This window comes from Nitrospirae bacterium YQR-1 (assembly GCA_039908095.1).
Taxonomy (GTDB): Bacteria; Nitrospirota; Thermodesulfovibrionia; order Thermodesulfovibrionales; family Magnetobacteriaceae; genus Magnetomonas.
Genome location: JAMOBJ010000001.1, coordinates 333201 through 352763 on the forward strand (window position 1 = coordinate 333201; position 19563 = coordinate 352763).

Consider the following 19563-nt stretch of genomic DNA (forward strand, 5'->3'; position numbering starts at 1 on the left):
CCTCCACCTTAGTAACTAATAGGTTTGATAAATGTATTAATACTGTCCATACACGTGTAACCGACTAAGTTACGTTTCGGTGTTGTCGTACCCTGGTAACAAGCAAATCCTATAGTCAGACAGTTCACTGGAACGGTTGGCTTGCCCTGATAACTCATAGTCGTGGTGGTTTGAGGTCCAAACACCGTATTTGGTCCTGCTGTCAATACAGTAGTGGTGACGCCGGTATACTGTCCGATAAAGCTGACATTAGCACCATAGATAGTGCCGCTGGATGTACCGGTTTGCTGAGACAAATCCGCTACCGCCGAGCCTAGTGTTGCTGTTGCACCCGTAAAAGTTATCATGCTTGTCTGTTTGGCGTAGATAATCATACCACCAAGCATTGCCATATCCTGGGACGGATCAGAACTAGTGGTTGACATTACAGAGACGCCGACACTTACATTATCTGTTGACATGTTTGAAGCAAAACAATAGACCACGTTATTTGTGTGGACACCCAAAAACGGCAATGAATAAGTAGCGTTGTCCTGGGCACTCACTGTGTTGATGCCAACTCTTACAGCAAAAGCAGTTAAAATAAGAGCCAGTAAAAGAATATATACCATTCTCTTTTTCATTACATCCTCCTTACTATTCTTTTCTATATAGTGAATAAAAAAAAACCTGCTAAGCAGTTTACTACCTACGAAAAAACCTACACCCCCTTTCTTTATACTTTCTAATTCCTAATACCAAATTGCATTCATTCGATTAACTTTGTTGGCATCGTCGAAAACTCCTTGACGTCTCCCCTATAAAGGGGAATCCCCTGTAAGGGGAGGTGTCGCTTTCTCCTTGCCGCCACGTTACTCTTTTGACTGCTACTTGGTATAAAGCATACTTCTTTACCAAAGTCAGCTTACTTTCTTGATTCTCTAATATATCACCTGTAACCTCCAATGTCAATAGGCTCAAACAACATTTGCTTAAAAAAGCACAAGATTATTATGTTTTAAAGCAAATAAAGCCGTCTAAACATTGGCCCCACACATCCTGTATGATAAATCAGCATCCTGCGTCCGGCTCTTTGTCCCGTACATCTTCCCCACCTCCTTAGTGGACTCTGCCCGACCTGTTATTTTTAATTACTTTATCGGTATATAGTTTCAGAAACTTAAACATTTATTATTTTTAATGTAACCATCCCAGACCATCCTTCATTTCTTTGGTTGCCGATGAGGCTTCCTCAGCATTATGTACTATTTTCGGAGTTATCAGAATTATCAGCTCAGTTTTTCTCTCATTAGACGAATCAGCCTTAAATAACTGTCCGACTATGGGAATATCACCTAAAATCGGCACCTTACTCTCGGAATTTGAAATTGTTTTTGTTCTTATACCGCCGAGAACCACAGTGCTTCCGTCGGCCACTACCACTTTGGTGTGTACTGACCTTGCGAGAATCAGCGGAGAGTCAATGCTTGAGGTATTGTTCGTCTCAGCCTCACTTACCTCCTGGCCGATTTCAATTGTAACAAGCCCCTCGGAGTTTATAGTCGGTTTCAATTTCAGCATTACGCCGGTGTTTCGGTATTGGACATTTCTCAAAACGCTTGAGGTAGTTGATGAGGTTGTGGTTACATCCGCTGCCGATACCTCGCTTGTTATAACCGGGACCTCAGTTCCAACCCTAATTGTCGCCTCCTCGTTGTCAAGCACCATCAGATGGGGCCTTGACAGGATTTCCACCTTTTTGTCTGTTGCTAAAAGACTTGTCAGCAGTTCAAGGTTGCCGCTGTCGGCGGTAAATGTATAAGCCAGGCCGGTGCCGCTGCTTACGCCCAGGTTGCCATAGGTCCCTAAACTAAATGGTCCAGCAAATTTCCCGCCTGCCACGTTGCTTAACATTCTGCCGGCAAGATACCATTCAAATCCCATATTGTTTTTATCGTCCAGGGTTAGTTCAGCAACCGTGGCCTCTATTAATACCTGCCGCGGGGGAGTGTCAAGCTCTTTAAGCAGACCTAACACTGTTCTGTATTGGGTCGGAGAGGCCATCAGTAGCACTACGTTTCTTTTGTCGTCGGCTGTTATCTTAAGGCTGGGAACTTGTAGTGAACCCTCTGTGCCGGGAGCCGTAGGTAAAAGCCCTGTTGTTGCTGTTGCCGCCGACCTGGGTAGAGCAGCAGGTACTGCAAATTCGCCTTCGCTGGCAGCTTTGCCGGCTTGTGCTTTTGCAGAGGCCGACGGTAATGCTCCGGTTACAGAGGTTTTACCCTTTTGCGTCTGAGTAACTCCGGTTTTTAAACCGTAAAGCCGCTGTACGGAATCTACCAGTTCCGATGCTGCCGAGTATCTGGGTGTATAGACATATATTTTTTCCTCTGCACCGGCTGACTCGGAGGTGTCAAGACGACTCCTCCACTTCATTACCAGCTCCATTGCTGTTTCATCGGGGGTTATGGCCAATACACTGTTTAGAAACTTTATCGGTATAAATGTCACTCCAGGCATCTTCGGATCCAACGATACCGTTACCCCTATCCCTCCCAGTATTGACGCCATCTGGCTTACAAACTCCTCCGGTTTCCAGTAAACAAGCTTTATGAGCATCAGTTTTTTCTTATTCAAATACGGCACATCCAAGACCTCTATGAAGCTCAATATATCCTTCATAGCTGCCGCCGTGCCGGTCAATATCAATGAATTGTCTTTTGGGTAGTTCTTTACAGTTATGCTTGTCTTGTAAAGCTCAGCGACAAGAGGCACAATGTCTGCTGAGCTTACATACCTCAGCGGTACTATCTGAACTATTCTTGTGGAGCTTGAGATAACACCGCGCCCTAGTCTCACATCTGTCGGTTCCCCTGATGTGGCAGGTTTTAAAATATACAGTCCCGGCCCCCGCGCTCCAACCAAAAGGCCGCTTTGTCTCAGTTGCTCCACCACAATTTCAAGTACGGTTTCCGGGGGAAGCTCCTTTGTCATTCTAAGAGTTACAGGGTTTTTAAGTGATTTTACCGCCTCATCTATAAAGAAAGTAACCTTTAAGGCATCCCCTACGGCATAAATTATAAAATCGCTCAAAGGCATCCCATCCACATTTATCATTACAGGTTTTGTCTCAGTCACCATTTTCTTAAAATCTATCGGCTCCAGCTCCGCCGCCAGTTTTTCCGGTGAGGTTCGCTCATATGCCGGCAACGTTATCTCCTCAGCTTTACCCTCTTTTTGCTTTTCTTCAAACTCAAGTACCGACCCGGTACCGGGCATACGTCTGGTTATGTTGTCTTTCGTTACATTGTCTTTAGCACCGTCCACCGTGCTTTTTTCTATTTTTAACTCCCTGAAGATCATCGAACATGACATTGCCAACATTAAAGGTATTAATAATAAATATTTTATTTTCATTTATTTTCCACCGTCAAAATTTTCAATCTTTTTTCCTCCCTGCCATTTCTTAAAACCACTGATATATTATCAACACCCGCCACCTCACTTCCATCCTCAAGCTTATCACCTTGCTTGACAACATACGTTGTCCCAAGGTTATCCACTAAAAACACCTGATTGGCCTTTGCCCTGATGATTCCCACAAGTGTGTATGTCCTGGCGGATTTGGGCGGAGCATCCGGCTCATATTTACCGTCCTGAGAAAAAATATTTCTCTCATTAATAATGGGATATTGTTTATCAATCCCCCCTGATACCATTCCGAGCAACGTTTTTTTGTCAATATAGGTATTATTGTCGCCACCGCCCTTAGGGCTGTAGCCGGCATTCGGTTTTTTCACTGCCAATAAGGGCATTAGGCTTAACAGAACCAGCAATATTACAATATCCTTTCTATGCTTTTTCAGACCGGAAAACCGGCTGCCTGGAGCACTCCGGTCACCTCTGAAGTATTTCGTTAAGCTTTTAATATATTCTTTTACCATTGGTTGTTGTCAAGCTATAATTTTCTAATGTAACCTGAGGCTACAATTTTAACGGAATACTCGCTCTCACTTCCCTGATTTATTTCTGTGTTCTTTATTCTGACAAGCGGTTTATGAGTTTGGATTTCTCTTAAAAACCCAATAATTTGTTTTGGTTTACCTTTCACTTTAACCATAACCGAGACCTCTGTGACAACCGGGCCCTCTGAGCCCTCAACCATCTGAAAGTTTGACACATTGAGGTGTTTGCTCTCAGCCGTTGTGGTAATAAATTTGAGAACGTCGGTTTGAACAGATGTTTTATTACTTTCTTTTGGGAAAACAAGTGTGGATAACTCCTGGTTTACCTCAGGGTAGTCATTCATATCCACCGATGAGTACCTTTGAAGCAGCTCCATCTTTGAGGCATAAGTAACCCTATAGTCCTCAATTACAGATTTCTTTCTTTCAACCTCGCTTCTTAACGGAAACAGCCCAAAACGTGCTATTGTCAAAAGAACTATCACAAAAAATCCAATTTTTCGCATTCTTTCCTTACTGATTCCACCCCCTGTGTGTTTTATATTCTGAGACATTAAAACACCTTACCGGATTTAATCACCGCCTGGGGGGACGATGGTGTTGTAAGCGTATTGATCTGGCCGGATTTAATCACCGCCTGTGGAGAGGACGGCGCCTTAATTGTGTTTACACTTGCACTGCCTGTGGTCAGAGCCGGCAAGGGGGCCTCTACAATGGCCTTTTGTGAAAGTAATACTTTGGAGAGCCTTACGGAGTCTGCAACCGTAATTGACAGATTAATTTTGTATTTATCCTGAGCGTCTTTCTGAGGCTCACCCACCAGTTGTACAAACTCTACAGTGGGGCTGGTGCTGAGGCTTTTTATGGCGGAGGCCGGGTCTGCCGTAAGCATTGCGGCATTTACGTTTCTGTTGGTTATCTGAATCTGCTGAAACCGGGTTCCCTCAGGGGAGGCCGCCGCAAGTGCGTCTAAAACCTCAAGCGGCGGGGTGGTCTCGGCAACTTTACCGGCAAGTGTGGTCAGAACTTTTGAGGTTATATCCTTAGCCTGTACCTCGGCTAAAAGCATAACTTTCTTATTTGTTTCTGAAATCTTACTCTGGAGCTCCATAGCCGTGCCGTCAAGCCTGCTTAATGATATGTAGGTTGAAATCATATAGCAGGTCATAGAATAAGCTGACACTCTCAGAAAAAAATCAATATCCAGTCCGGCATACCATGGTTTTGACAAAAACGGATTGAGATTAAATGCAGAAATATACTCAAGAGCCGCCGGATAGTCTTTCCTCACGGTCTCCAAAACAGGTATTGAGAGTGCAAACCCATTGCTAAGGCCTAAGTCGGTTTCTGAGACAAAAAACTTAACTGCCCTTATTTTTTCCCTTGCACTCCCAAGGCCTCTTATGAAAGTCTCCACGTCTTTGGCTGTGACTGCTCTTATATAGAGGCGTGTGCCAATAAAACCCTCAGGACCATGGGCCACCAAAGAAGTCCTTCCGCCGGTAAAAAACACTGAAACCTCATACTCAGACGACTTAAATAAAACATCCTCCGGGACCGTGTAATTGTAGGGAAACTCATTGGCAAGCCGGCCTGCTATCCGGCTCTCCCAAGCCCATATATCCACAACAACATAGTTTTCATGTTTTTCAAATACATGAAAATAAAAGACCGGAGAGGAAATCATTGGGAAGAGCTCATCCAGCTCATTTGAAATCATTCCCATCAGATTTTTGTCGCTTGCCGGAGGGTACTTGCTCCTTAAGTAGAAAGATATCTCCTTGCCGATTATCAGAACATTTCTACCAAAAATCTTGTTTATAAAAGATACATTCCCATTTAAAACTCTCTCTACGCCGTCTTTTCCGATTTTAAAATAATCAAATCCATTTTCATATGCGTAGCAGGCGGTTATGGTTGTCTTGCTATCTTGCCGATTATGTCTAAAAACACTTTTAAAGTAGCGTTTAATGCCGCCCAATATTTTCTTAATGGGTTTCAATGCAGGGGTCATCCCTCCTTCCAGTAATATACCGAATGTGGTGAAAACCCTGTTGTGTCTCTTATGCTGATTCCTGACTTTATGCGGTATAGACTCCCCCCTGCTCTTACATCCAGGGATATTTCAAAGTACTCCGACGCTGTTACGTGTGTATCCTCAAAAGAACTTGTATTTAAACCGGTTATCTGGTTGAAAGTGTCAGTGGTCTCGATGGTGTTCTTAGCCATGTATTGGCGCAGAGACTCCATGGTCTCGGCGTTTAATCCGTAATGGGCGGCAATTATCTCCGGCCGTGCAGTGTTAACGTTAAATCCGGTGCTCCTAAGCAGCGTTATAAACGGTCTGAGTTTACTGAACAGTTGAATATCCATTCCCTTAATCATAAGCAGCTCCTCAGGTATCTGAAGATGAAAATTTCGAGGCTCATAATCAGCTCCGATCATTCTGTAGTACTCCGACTCCGCCCCGCTTGTGCGTACAAGGTCGTCTGTATCAATCCAGTCGTTTATGCAATCCACGATTTCATAAGCGTTTCTCTCAGGCGCCAGCGTCTGTATCAGCTTTATCAGGTCATCGCCGATTTTATCAGCAAGTGAAACCAGACCGTTAGAGTCCTGAAGCCGCAAAATAATGTTTTCGTTAACCCACAGAGGGGTACCGTTTGCTATAATCTGATTTACACCAAGCAAGGATTCATCCGTAAAGGCAACACCTCTGTTGGTAAGCTTTCCGGTTAAGATTGCAAACATAGCGGTATCAAAGGATGATTCGGCTAAAATCATTGCCTCGGACTTGTCCCTGAGTGCCCCTGCCGTCTTTATATGCTCTTTAACAATCCAGTTAAATCCCACCCCTACCGTTATTATTATTGACGCTATAAATATAGTCAGCAAAACGGCTGAGCCGTTTTCATTTTTTACTGCTCTGTTCATATCTCCATGCCTCTGCGGTATTATACTATATTATGTTAGGGTCTGAGTGAAAAGTTCCGTTAACCCTGACATTTAAAAAAATGGTCTCATTTATATTATTTTTTCTGTAATTTATTTTGACGGCTGTCGGAAGAATCGTGACGCCGGGTTTAGTTTCGTAACTGTCAACCCAGCTCCAGAGCTTTGTTAATGAATCCATGGCGTAACATTCCATTGAGACATCAGTTACGTCTTCAATTATGGTAAAAGACTGTCCGGTTTTATACAATCCACTGTCATAGTCGTGGTGTATTTCCTGCATATTTTTTGTATAAACCGGCAGCTCATAGTACATGAGATCAAAGGTGTTGTCAGTGGGGTTTCTCTCCGCTGTTATCCATGCAACTACGGGGATAGTTCCAGCCAAAGGAGTATTGCTGACATAACTCAACAGCTCCGGGCGGCACACAATGTATGGCCGCCATGTGTTCCATGTAAGCCTTTTTTCGTCACTCACATAGTAATAGACCATGCCGCTTACGCTTTTGTGAAGCCAGTAACTCCGGGCTATTTTCCAGAAATTAACACCCTCCTCCATTATATCCTTGTACTGTTTAAAACCCTGATTAAGTACCACCATTGCAAGCATTATCATGGCGGAGAATATTGCCACGGCTACAACCGCCTCAATTAAAGTGTATCCTTGCGGGGTTTTCTTAGTATCTGAGTACATTTACCGTGTACTCTCTGGCCAGTTTATTGCAAGTTACCAAAAAATCAACCTTATACAGGGTAAGAGAATATGTTTTCCTTGGATTAATTATCAATGAGGGCGAGCCCTGCCTTATCGGGGTTGCCTTCCAGGTAAGAACAACCCCTGTACCCATATCAACACTGCGTTTGACTTCCGCCAGATCGGCATTTTTAAGAAAATCTATTATCTCCGGCATTTTAGCCGAAATCATATTTGAATCCCGAGCTCTTGAGAGACTCTCGTAGCCGATTCTCAGCAGATACATGCTGGCCGCTATGGCAGCCGTAAGGATAAGACCTGAAATCAGGATTTCTATTACAAGAAACCCGCCGTTTTGTAAGTGTTTTTTTATAAGAACACCCCTTTAAAAGATTATACACTCTGCAGGTTTTTATTTCAAGCACATCGGCCATAAGGACACAATATATTCTTAGCGAGAATTATAATTAAATATCACACAGGTATTTCTACTAAAATATTATCATAGCTTACCGTTGGAGTTGTTTTTTCTCTGCCGTCTTTAGTTTTTTTAAGCTCTATGAGCCCCATTTCAGCAAGGAATTTAACATCATCGAAAGTGTTCTTAGTATCCCTGTCGAGAATTTTAGCAAGTTCATATATTGATTGAGGATTATTTTTCTTTATTCCCTTGAGTACTTTTATCCGTCCATCTGTGAGGATTTTTCTCAGTGTGTCTATATCATCAAAGGATATTTCCTCATGTTTTTTTATTTTTTCGTTTTGTTCTATCTTTCTGACAACTTCTTTGACCTCTTTAAAAATATCCTCGTCGGATTTAATGACTATCTTTATATTTTTCACTTTCATGGTCTGTCCCCTTTATAGAGTTTAATATCAGTTTCAAAGTCCGCCCACAGTCTTTCTAAAGTTTGAAATTTGTATGGATACTCTATTCCCATAAAATGCCTGTGATCACCTTTGCCCTCAGAATTATCATAACCGACAATTCGTTCACTATTTACAATATAAACCAGAGAATACTTATAGCCAAATGGTTTATCTTCAGACCAGGGAACTTTCCATATTTTTATTTCCTTAATGGCGCCATCTTTATAATATTTCTTTTGATGATAAACAAGCTCCGCCATCATATATTAGTAATATCATACCATAGATTAAACTTAAAATCAATACGTAGAATTGCCTCATGAGAAAATCATACGAAAGTTCAATCATTGACAAAACCGTTGGTTTGATGCTTTATTGTAACATGGCTACGGGAACTATCGAAAGAGATCTAGGCTTAACAGAAATCATCAATGAAGAGGAAATCACGGGGCATAGTCCATTTATGAGGCATCAGAGGATTGTTTTTACTTTGGAGAGGCTAAAGATGTGAGCACCATCGGGGTGCTTTATTAGGTTACTTGTCACTTGGTATAGCTAAGATGATTTACTCATACGTTATGAGCCTCCATCCTAATTTCCCCATATGGTGGTGCAATTTTCACGGCAAATATGAACTCCTTTACATAGACCATTACCACACCCCCTGAGGTTGTGCCGTTTGTAAAAAACAGTATAGGGGTTGGAATATAAACAAAGTTAATTTGGGCCTCAGGGCTTTGTTGTTTCGGTTGGGGGCCGGAGGGATTTACCGGAGCGTCTGTGGAAAACATGTGGGCAACACCATTTACCGTTATGAGCCCCTTATCGGTTTCAACCAGTTTTTCCTCTCCGTCTAAAAAAGAGTCCCTCTGGAGCTTAAACATATATAGCATTACCTTTTCCGCCTCGATGGAGGCTATGTGCCTGTTGTACATACTAACGGAAACGGGCAGTGTTACGGCAAAAATCATACCTATGATTACAATTACGATAAGCAGCTCAACGAGTGTAAACCCCTTTTGGCTCACAACTTTATATTTCCCACATTCATTACGGTAAGAATAAGTGAAATCACTATAAATCCTACAATCATTCCCATCAGAATTATAATGGCAGGCTCAATGAGGATGACGATTCTCTTTATTGCTCTTTTAAATCTGTCGTCAAAGACATTGAAAAGCTCAAGGAAAATCTCCTTCATGTTGCCGCTCTTCTCACCGACTGTCACCATACTGGGCACAATATCGGGCAGCATCTCTATGCCGGAGAACACCTCTCCGATACTGCGCCCCTCTTTTATTAATTTTAACGCCGGCTGAAACACGTTTTGTACTTTCTCATTTTGAATTAACTCTATGGAGTACTTCAGCGCCTTTATAAACTCTATGCCGCTGCTTAGCATTGTGTGCATAGAGTAGGAAAACCTCGAAAGCTCAAGGTTTAATATAAGGGTTCTGAAGACGGGAAGGGACAGAGCATGGGCATAAACATTCAGAAAAATTTTTTTAACGCCCACATATTTAAAAAATATCATAACTGCCGCAATAACGCCGAAAATCACATAAACGTTTAAGTACTGGGACATGGCAAAGAGGATTTTTGAAACAGTGGGAAGGTTCTGCAGCTGGTCTGTGCCAAAGACGCTGAAAAACCTGGGAATTATGAATTTAAAGATAATAAACAGGGTGACAAGGCTGGCAAGTATCAGGAAAACCGGATAGGTCAGGTTATTTTTGATTTCCGCCTTAAATTGAATCTGGAAATGTAGATTTCCAGCTATCTGTTCAAAAGACATCTTGAGGTCGCCCACACTCTCGCCCACTCTGATAACGGAGAGCATGAGGTTATTAAAAATACCGGTTTTTTCAAAAGCCTCGGCAACGCTCTTACCTGCCCGTATTTCCTTTACCGCCGCCGCCAGAGCAGCCTTAAGTGCCGGATTTGCCGCCGTCTGTGTTACAATTTCCAGGGAGTTGTCAATTCTGAGCCCGGCTCTTAGTAACACGCTGAGTTCTTTGGACATGTTATAAAGGTCAGACTCTTTTACACTTGTACTTTTAAAAGATGAAAAGGGCGATTTAATGGCTGACGACTCACTGATGGATACGACTCTGAGCCCCTTGTCTTTGAGTGTTGCCCGAGCCTCCGAGACGCTTGCGGCGGTGAGGGTTCCGGTGCTTTCCTTACCGGCAGGGTCCACACACTGATACTTAAAGCTGCTCATACCAGGCAGCATCCAGAAGTAAACACAGGCGGCTGGGAGCAAGCCCTCATAGGGGATTCCATGGGAGACGTTGAGAATCCTATGACAAAGCCAACAAAGTTAGACGATTGAAGGCTGCCTGGTATCACGTAACCCTTAGCACCTCCTCAATTGTTGTTATACCGGAAATTACCTTAATAAGTCCGTCCTCCCTCAGGGTTCTGAAGTTATGCTCCAGTATGAGTCTGCGTTTCAAAGAAACGATGGAGTGTTCTTTTATAAATAGGTCCTTGAGGTCCTCAGTGTATTTAAAGACCTCGTAAATTGCAAGCATTCCTCTGTAACCGGTGCCGGAGCATTTTCTGCAACCCTGTCCTTTTTTCATATTCAGGGTCAGATTAAGGCTGCTGAATCGCTTAATCAGCTCCTCAAGATTATATTTTTGAATAATATGCGGCGGGGGCTCTGTCGGGACGGAACAGTTCAGGCAATTTCTCCGGACTATTCTCTGAGCGATGACGCCAAGGACTGAAGCATTTAGCAGATAATCCTCCAGCCCCATTTCAATTAACCTAAACAGACTGCTGGGGGCGTCGTTTGTGTGCAGGGTTGAGAGCACAAGATGCCCTGTGAGAGCGGATTGAACGGCTACCTCGGCGGTTTCAGGGTCACGGATTTCACCAACCATTATGACGTCCGGGTCATGCCTTAAAATTGAGCGAAGGGCTGCGGCAAATGTGAGGGCGATTTCCGATTTAACCTGTATCTGGTTTATTCCGTCAAGTTTGTACTCAACGGGGTCCTCCACAGTTATGATTTTTTTTTCTTTTCTGTCCAGGGTGCTTATCATAGAGTACAGGGAGGTGGTTTTCCCTGAACCGGTCGGGCCGGTTACAAGTAGTATCCCAAATGGCACATTAATAAGCTCTAATATAAGGGGTGCGACATCGGGCTCGATTCCAAGTTTTGTAATGTCAAATGTAAGGCGCTCCCTGTAGAGGAGCCTCATGACAACTCCCTCCCCTATGGCAAACGGTATGGAGGACACTCTGATATCAATGAGTGAGGATGCTATTTTTGTGCTGAACTTACCATCCTGCGGAAGCCTCTTTTCAGCAATATCGAGCCCTGCAAGGAGTTTTATTCTGGAGACGATAGCCATGTAGAGTTTATCCTCAACGTCCTGAGTCTCGTGCAGTACGCCGTCTATGCGCATCTTTATGCGGTGGGCGCTCTCTGAGGGCTCTATGTGAATGTCTGAGGCTCTAAGTTCTACAGCTGAGCTAAGCAGGTTATTTAAAAACTTAATGACCGGAGCTTCCGACGCCATTTCTTTAAGCAGCTCAGGGTTGTCATCCATGCTGAGGGATACGAGGTCCTTGCCGGAGACCCTGAATGGCCTTGAAAACTCATTTATAGTCTGCTCAGTGGCAAGCAAAACAGAGACATCGGCCACCAGCGACATTGTGATGTAATCTATTATGGGAGCATTAAGGGGATCGTTTGTTATAAAGGTAACTGAGAGCCCGGCAGGCATTTGTTTTAACTCAATGGGCACAAAGCGGTTTTTAATCAGGTACTCGATATTAAGTTTACCGGTAAATGATTGAACCAGGTCGTCCTTTGGCTCTCCGAATGATTCCCTGTCAAAGACGGCAATCCCCAGTTGAGCGCTGAGGCTTTCAATGAGCTGGTAGTCTGTGATAGCACCGGTGCTGATAAGAATTTGTCCGAGGAATCCGCCTATTTCTTTTTGTACATCAAGGGCTTTTTCAATTTCCTGCTCTCTGATGCCGAATTTGTTGACAAGTATTTGGCCAACCGGCATGGAGGAAAACCGGGCTGTGGGCGCATAATCAAATGGCTGCGAAGCCTCAGAGGCGCAGGGGAGCGTGTCTGTTGAGGTTTCTTCTACCAATTTTTTATTATCTGCTCGTCCACCTTGCCGTTGGGTCCGAGGGAGTAGAGATCAAAAGTGCCGTGTTCACCAGGACACTTGTACTGGTAGGCCCTGTGCCAGGGGTCTTCAGGAATAATTTTTTTAGAAAGATATGGTCCTCTCCAATGTTTTTCCGTTGAAGCAATCAGTTCGTTTAAATCAGTCGGGCAGCGCCCGATGTCAAGATAAAAAGACTGCACGGAGGCTGAGAGCATCTCTACCTGCGCTTTGGCTATTTCCTCCTGGCTCCTTGCAAACCTGCCCATAATGTTGGGAGCTATCAGGGAGGCAATGAGACCTATAATCATAACCACTATGAGTATTTCCATAAGCGTAAAGCCCTTTTGATTTCTCAACTGCCGTGTTACTAAAGAAAGTAAAATTTTCCTGGTTTGTTTTATCACCGTGTCAGCTCCAATCATTCAGAATCTATTATATAAACTATCCGATATTTAATCATTTTTACAGGTATGCCGTCAATGTTTAAAGTAATTTGTTTTGGTTTCTTTCCATTTTGTGTGGGTAAGAGATTTAATAAAAGGGTATTAATCGCTTTGGAGGCGAGTGGTTAATGGGGAAAATATGCAGACGTGTTGACAAAACGGTGAGTCAGATGCCATACTGTATCATGATTATGGGAGCTCTCGAAAGATTTCAGGTTTAACGTTAATGATATATTGGAGTAACCTCAGTGCCCGGGATATTTCCGTCCATTGTCATTTGATGTTAATCGGTAAAAATCTTTTTCAACCTCAAACGGCTAAATAATGGCAAATCAAGAAATATTAAAATAGCACACAAGGTAAACAGACACAGTTATGCTTGAATACAATAAATTATTTGAAGTTAAAAAGGATTTAACCATACTGTTTGTTGACGATGAGGATTCCCCCTGGCTAATCAGAATACTGATGAGAATCTTTAAGGAGGTCATCGTTGCAGAAAGCGGTGAGGCGGCCCTTAGCAAATACAGCCAACACCATATTGACCTGATCCTGACCGATTACATGATGCCGGAGCTAAACGGCCTTGAAATGATAAGAGAAATACGTAGAATTGATACCCGTGTTCCAATTATCCTCATAACCGGCTACATAGACACCAATTTCTTAATTGAATCAATAAACCTGGGTGTAACCCAGTTTGTTACAAAACCCATAATGATGCCCACCCTCATTAATGCCATAGAGTTGGCGGTAGCGCAGTATGTGGTGGAAAATATGGCGCGAAAAAACCAGGCTCAGGAACTGGAAATTCTCCGCTACAGAGAAAAATACCATTTGGCACAGCAGGATATGGCTTTTCTTAAGGAGCTTAAGATAATTAAAAACGATCTGAACTATAAATCAATAAGCTCTGCGGAGGGTAATTCCATCTGGTTTGCCGAGGTTTGCTATGTTCCGCTTGATATACTAAGCGGGGATAGCTACTCATTAAGGGAGGTGTCGGAGCAAAAATACCTGTTTTTTATATCAGACGCCATGGGTAAGGGGCTCTCCGCCTCGGTTACAACCATTCTTACGACCTCTTTTATTAATCATATGATTGACCAGAGTGTACAGAGCGGCTGTTTTGATTTTAATGATTTTATAATAAACTATACAAACTTTATAAAGAAAGAACTGCTTAGTGAAGAAATCCTGTGCGCCGCTTTTGTTTTTTTCGACTTTAAAAATGAGACTATGGACTATGCCCTGTACTCCATGCCCCCTATACTTGTTGAAAAAAACGACGGCTCCATACTGAAACTAAAAAGCAATAACCTGCCGATTATGAGCTATCTCAACACTCATACTATCAACAGTTGCAGTCTTAAAGAGTTCAAAAAAATTCTCATTCACAGCGACGGTTTAAACGAGTGCGGCGTAAGACAAAATACCGCCATTTACCAGGAACAGATAGAGGAGGATTTCCTTAATAGTTTCTTCAAAGAGGAATTGTACGGAAAATTTAAAGCAGTAACGGAAGCATCCGAGGATGACATTACCTTTATCTTGCTTCAGAGATTTAACGAAACTGATGACAACATGAGGATATACAGTATAGAGAGCCGGATTGAAGAGGTTAACCGGCTTGAGTGTGAGGTGGAAAAATATCTGACGGCTATGGGAATTAGCGTCAACCTCAATGCCTCAGTTATGAACTCTTTTACTGAACTGTTAATGAATGCCTATGAACACGGTAATTTGAACATAAAAGCTATTCAAAAAAACGAATTGATCAATAAAGGTACTTACGAGGAATTCTTACTTGAAAAAGAAAAAGATATTGATGAAAAAATAACCGTCACGATTAATGTTGTCAAAAACAAGGGAAAAGAGTTTTTGCTGATAAAGATTGCAGACGAGGGTTTAGGCTTTGACCTTTCCATACTCAGTGATACAAACCCTGATAACAAGCAATTTACCGGAAGGGGAATCAAAATTGCAAAAGCTCTCTCCAATATATTATTATACAGCGCAGGTGGTACCGAGGCGGTACTGATAAACACTATAAGGTGAGGGAAAGATGGAAATTTTGGTAACTGGTGATTCGGAAGTAACTATAACCGGACATATTAAAACAATAGATGATTATCTGAAAATCAAAGACTCTCTCAATAGTCTGGTGGAAAAGGGGAAGAATTACATATCAATAAAAATACCGGAATCTGTTTCAATGACGTCCTCATTAATCGGCTATTTATTAAAACTTGTTTTAGAAAACAAGATAGAAATCAAACTTTTTATTAAAGATGAACGCTTGTACAATTTGCTTGAAACATTAAATCTGGTTGAGGTGCTCAAAGCACAGAAAATCTGATACCATGTAGCGTTCGTAAGACGCAATATTTTAAATTATTTAAATGAGGGCTTATTTGTGCAGTACTTCAGTGGAATATTTCAAGTTACTGTCTCCGTTTTAAATCATTGACAGGCCTGCTGTATGGAAAGCAGACTCATAGGGCTTAAGGATGTACGTATTGGGGAGCCGCTGGAGCGTCCCATTTATGACGTCAACGGAAAGCTCATGCTCCGCAAGGGTTACGTAGTTAAGAACGATGGGGAGCTTCGTCTGCTGACTGAGCTTATGACCCCCTATGCAACGGCCGTGTATCAGGACTTTGAGCAGGATGAGCTGGGAGGGCAGGGCGATAAGATACTTGAAACCCCCTTTGAGATAATCAATACAGTAACGGATAATTTAAACGGCCTGCTAAATGATAGTACCGGCAAATCAAACATATCACTTCGTATCGGGCAAATAACAGACAACATTGTACAGTGCTGCTATGATGACGAGGACCTTAGTCTGGGAGCCCTCTACATGGACAGAAATCTTTCATACACAGTAAAACACCCGGTGCATGCCGCCACGGTGGCGGAGATTATAGCCAAAAGGCTCAACTGGCCTGTAGAGCAAAGAAAATCCCTCATAGGAGCTGTCCTGACCATGAACATATCAATAGTGGAGCTTCAGAACAACCTGCTGTGCCAAAGCCTTCCTCTGACAGATGCTCAGCGCAGGGAAATAAAAGAGCACCCCGCCAAAAGTGTTGAAATGCTGCAATTGCGCGGTATAAATGACCAACTGTGGCTAAAGACGGTCATGCAACATCATGAGACTTATGACGGCAGCGGCTACCCCTCAGGCCTAAGGGGAGATGAAATCACGGAATGTGCCCGTGTTGCCCGCCTTGCCGACATATACTGCACTATGGTGTCGGAGAGAAACTACAGGGGGGCGCTCTGTGCCAATGAGGCAATGAAGAGGATTTTTCTGCAAAAGGGCAAGGACATAGATGAAAATCTTGCCATGATCTTTATAAAGCATCTTGGAATTTACCCGCCGGGGTCCTTTGTAAAACTTAAAAATAGGGAGGTGGCCGTTGTTGTAGAAAGGGGCAGACAGGCAAACACGCCGGTTGTGAAAACCATAATTAGGTCTAACGGCTTTTTAGCAGCTAATCCCATCAGGCGCGACACATCGGAGCCCGACTATGCCGTAGTGGAAATGCTCTTATACTCAGACATTCATCTGCATATAAATCCGCACAAACTTTGGGGATTTTCCGATTTTGAGAAATCCTCTGCGATGAAAAGGCGCCACAGCAGGTTTACAGCCAACTGTGAGGTAGAGGTTACAGAGCCCATGGGCGGTTTTTCCGCACGGTCTCTTATTCTTAACTTTAGCTCCGGTGGTGCTCTGCTTAAGATTTCAACCAGGTCTTTTACAGCCGGCCATGAGCAGTTGAAAATTAAGCATATCTATAACCTGACATTTGAACTTTTTGACAAACATCTTAAAAATATTAGGTTTCAGATAAGAAACTCTAAAATCAGCGGAGGTTACCAATTTGCCGGCGGTCAATTTGTTGATATGACAGAGGATGAAAAATCCATTATAAGACTATACGTGGAAATAAAAGGCAATGAAAAAGGGTAGTGGTATAACTCCGATGACGTCATAGTCAAGGGAAAGGCTAAGGCCGTAAGAATATATAAGGTCCGTACGTATTGTCTTTTTACTATTATGTCCTCCCCTGCCATAGCCCCTCCTTCTTCAAATGAGGATACTATGACCGCTCTCTTTTGGACACTTTCATTTTGCTAAGAACCGGACATTGTTACTTTGCTAAGACAGGGTGAATATTTTGCTTGACTTTTGTATATATATATGAGTATATTCTGTAGAGATGGCGTTTATCTGTGGGGGGTATCAATAGAGTGTCATTATTTACTTTTTGAATTTAATGAATTGTCCAGCAACTTGGTATTAGCCTTGATGGACTATTGCTTTTGTATAATTGATAATCATAAAGAGTTTCTTTATTAAAGGAATACATGAGCGCTGAATTTATGATAACATTGAAACGATGTTATCGTGGGGATGAATTTGTAAGTTGTGAATCCTGCTCTATAGATGTTTAGGGTTTACCTTGGGGGGTAGCGCCATGAAAGCATGCACAATAGGACAGACGTTATACTGCTCTTAATATTAGTTATTCCACTGCTTGCAGGAAGTGATGATAATGGAGATACAGTTTTATTGTGCCGCTTAGGTTTGACCTGCCGGCTGTTGAAAAGAGCATGCACGGAAGGCTTACGGTAATAAACATTGATGGTGGTGCTGAGCTCAGAATAGAGATATGACAGTGTTCTTGTTTATTGTGATAAACCTAATTAGCGAAATGAAAAAAGGTTTAAAAAACCGTGTAATGTACTATCGTCTTTTTATTGTGTATATAATGATTTGTCTGGTTGCACTGGGAATTACGGTATTTTGGACAGAACACAGTACAATACTATATCTTCACAATAAGGCTGTGGAGCATTTAATTGTATATGATCATTACTTGACCGATAAACTGAAAAATTACATCTCTGCAGCACACGTATTGTCGGAAAATCCTGTAATCATCGAATTTTGTAATCATCCGGCTGAAGTTGCGGCGATGAATGAGTACTTATTGCGGTTTAATGCCTCAGTTGGCGCTGCTGTAACCTATATAATGAATACAGAGGGGCTTACGCTGTCATCAAGCAATTACAAATCACCGCAAAGTTTTGTTGGTAAAAATTACAACTTCAGGGAATACTTCAAGAAAGCTGTTAAAGGCCAGCCGGACAGATATATTGCTATAGGCAGCACATCGAATGTTCCTGGGTATTATTCTGCATATCCTGTAAAAAATGGTGAAGATATAGTCGGAGTAGTTGTAATCAAATATGATTTAAATATTTTTGAACCAAAAACCACTGCAATCAATGGGATATTACTTCTTGTAGATGCTAACAGTGTGATTTTTGCTTCTAATGATGAAAGATACAGGTTTCACTCTATAAATAAATTATCTGATAAAATCATGCAAGAAATAAAAGATACCAGGCAATATGGTACAGAGCCTATACCTCCTCTGCCAATAACAGAATCATTAATCAAAGGTAATTTAAATATTGTAACAATTCGCCGGAATGACCCTGAAACAAATCAATATGTTAACATCAGATATATTTTGGAGAGTGCTCATAGCACAGAGGACGATTGGCATATGCATTTACTCGTTGAACTTTCTGAAGTAAACAAAAGAATTTTAAAAAATTGTCTGTATGTATTTTTGATAGCAAGTGTGATATTCCTTACAGGTGCACTCATGTTATTTATGTCGCTGGATATAAAAAGGCGCAAGGAATATGAACATGAAATACAGAGAATTAATGAAGAGCTGGAGAGCAGGGTAGAAGAAAGAACGGTTCAGCTTAATGATTATAATCTACAGCTTCAGACTGAGATAACTAAGCGTAAAAAAGCTGAGGATATTTTAAAAAAATCGGTTTTAGAGAAAAAGATGCTATTAAGGGAGTTGCATCACAGGGTAAAAAACAACCTGCAGTTGATTTCAGGGCTTATTGAGCTTCAAATAAAATATGTTAAGGATGAAACGTACAAAGCCATGTTTATACAGACTCAGAACAGAATTAAATCAATAGCGTTAGTTCATGAAAATCTTTATAGCACAGAAGATTTAGCTGGTATTGATTTAGGTAAATACATAACAACTCTTACAAATGAGCTTGTTGTTTCATTAATAATTGATGAAAGTAAGATTGGTTTAAAATATGACATAGATAATTTCAGTGTCGGAGTAGCGGTTGCTATTCCATGTGGAATAATAATAAATGAGCTGTTTACTAATATTTTAAAACATGCTTTCAGGGATGGCAAAGGTGGTGAAATTAAATTATCACTTCATAAACATGAGGATGACGAGATTGAATTAATCATAAGCGATAACGGGACAGGATTTCCGGAAGACATGGACATTAGACGGGAGAGAGGTCTGGGGCTCCAGATAGTTTTTCAGCTTGTCAGACAACTTAAAGGAACCATAGAAACAGACGGAACAAACGGAGCAAAATTTATTATCCGGTTTATTAAGAGTTATGATTAAAAATGGTTACATAGAGTTTTATGGTGGAGG

At 42.0% G+C, this 19563-nt stretch carries 18 protein-coding genes; 4 read left to right on the plus strand and 14 right to left on the minus strand.

Going from position 1 to position 19563, the window contains the following annotated elements; genetic code table 11:
• Positions 1-8: 8 nt before the first annotated feature.
• From H7844_01620 to gspG, 14 genes are all read right to left on the minus strand, one after another.
• A complete protein-coding gene (locus H7844_01620; protein ID MEO5355979.1) occupies positions 9-623 on the minus strand; it encodes a hypothetical protein in 615 nt (204 codons plus the stop codon).
• A gap of 553 nt (positions 624-1176) precedes the next feature.
• A complete protein-coding gene (gene gspD, locus H7844_01625) occupies positions 1177-3396 on the minus strand; it encodes a type II secretion system secretin GspD (protein MEO5355980.1) in 2220 nt (739 codons plus the stop codon).
• Entirely contained in the window at positions 3393-3923 is a 531-nt protein-coding gene (locus H7844_01630; protein MEO5355981.1) for a hypothetical protein, read from the minus strand. The genes gspD and H7844_01630 overlap by 4 nt, the downstream gene beginning before the upstream one ends.
• A 14-nt stretch (positions 3924-3937) precedes the next feature.
• Complete coding sequence (locus tag H7844_01635) at positions 3938-4498, minus strand: GspMb/PilO family protein (protein MEO5355982.1); 561 nt, start codon at positions 4496-4498, stop codon at positions 3938-3940.
• Positions 4498-5958 (minus strand): hypothetical protein, encoded by a 1461-nt coding sequence (locus tag H7844_01640; GenBank protein ID MEO5355983.1) that lies wholly within the window; start codon positions 5956-5958, stop codon positions 4498-4500. The genes H7844_01635 and H7844_01640 overlap by 1 nt, the downstream gene beginning before the upstream one ends.
• The gene (locus tag H7844_01645; GenBank protein ID MEO5355984.1) at positions 5955-6878 is read right to left on the minus strand and encodes a general secretion pathway protein GspK; all 924 of its coding nucleotides are present in this window, start codon (positions 6876-6878) and stop codon (positions 5955-5957) included. The genes H7844_01640 and H7844_01645 overlap by 4 nt, the downstream gene beginning before the upstream one ends.
• 25 nt (positions 6879-6903) lie before the next feature.
• Positions 6904-7590 (minus strand): prepilin-type N-terminal cleavage/methylation domain-containing protein, encoded by a 687-nt coding sequence (locus H7844_01650; protein ID MEO5355985.1) that lies wholly within the window; start codon positions 7588-7590, stop codon positions 6904-6906.
• Positions 7574-7876, minus strand: a complete 303-nt coding sequence (locus H7844_01655; protein MEO5355986.1) for a hypothetical protein — start codon at positions 7874-7876, stop codon at positions 7574-7576. The genes H7844_01650 and H7844_01655 overlap by 17 nt, the downstream gene beginning before the upstream one ends.
• Positions 7877-8064: 188 nt before the next feature.
• Positions 8065-8439, minus strand: a complete 375-nt coding sequence (locus H7844_01660; protein ID MEO5355987.1) for an ArsR family transcriptional regulator — start codon at positions 8437-8439, stop codon at positions 8065-8067.
• Positions 8436-8723 (minus strand): DUF6516 family protein, encoded by a 288-nt coding sequence (locus tag H7844_01665; protein MEO5355988.1) that lies wholly within the window; start codon positions 8721-8723, stop codon positions 8436-8438. Before H7844_01665 ends, H7844_01660 begins: the two co-directional genes overlap by 4 nt.
• A gap of 306 nt (positions 8724-9029) precedes the next feature.
• Positions 9030-9488 (minus strand): type II secretion system GspH family protein, encoded by a 459-nt coding sequence (locus tag H7844_01670; GenBank protein ID MEO5355989.1) that lies wholly within the window; start codon positions 9486-9488, stop codon positions 9030-9032.
• The gene (locus tag H7844_01675; GenBank protein ID MEO5355990.1) at positions 9485-10684 is read right to left on the minus strand and encodes a type II secretion system F family protein; all 1200 of its coding nucleotides are present in this window, start codon (positions 10682-10684) and stop codon (positions 9485-9487) included. Before H7844_01675 ends, H7844_01670 begins: the two co-directional genes overlap by 4 nt.
• 124 nt (positions 10685-10808) lie before the next feature.
• Positions 10809-12581, minus strand: a complete 1773-nt coding sequence (locus tag H7844_01680) for a GspE/PulE family protein (GenBank protein ID MEO5355991.1) — start codon at positions 12579-12581, stop codon at positions 10809-10811.
• The gene (gene gspG / locus H7844_01685) at positions 12575-13006 is read right to left on the minus strand and encodes a type II secretion system major pseudopilin GspG (GenBank protein ID MEO5355992.1); all 432 of its coding nucleotides are present in this window, start codon (positions 13004-13006) and stop codon (positions 12575-12577) included. The genes H7844_01680 and gspG overlap by 7 nt, the downstream gene beginning before the upstream one ends.
• A 414-nt stretch (positions 13007-13420) precedes the next feature.
• Here gspG and H7844_01690 point away from each other — a divergent pair, with 414 nt between their 5' ends.
• The 4 genes from H7844_01690 (at position 13421) to H7844_01705 (ending at position 19533) form a co-directional block, all read left to right on the plus strand.
• A complete protein-coding gene (locus tag H7844_01690) occupies positions 13421-15103 on the plus strand; it encodes a fused response regulator/phosphatase (GenBank protein ID MEO5355993.1) in 1683 nt (560 codons plus the stop codon).
• 7 nt (positions 15104-15110) lie between these two features.
• Positions 15111-15404: a hypothetical protein gene (locus H7844_01695; GenBank protein MEO5355994.1), complete on the plus strand. Its 294-nt coding sequence runs from the start codon at positions 15111-15113 to the stop codon at positions 15402-15404.
• Positions 15405-15527: 123 nt separating this feature from the next.
• The gene (locus H7844_01700; protein MEO5355995.1) at positions 15528-17027 is read left to right on the plus strand and encodes a PilZ domain-containing protein; all 1500 of its coding nucleotides are present in this window, start codon (positions 15528-15530) and stop codon (positions 17025-17027) included.
• A 745-nt stretch (positions 17028-17772) separates the two neighbouring features.
• Positions 17773-19533: an ATP-binding protein gene (locus H7844_01705; GenBank protein ID MEO5355996.1), complete on the plus strand. Its 1761-nt coding sequence runs from the start codon at positions 17773-17775 to the stop codon at positions 19531-19533.
• Positions 19534-19563 lie beyond the last annotated feature (30 nt).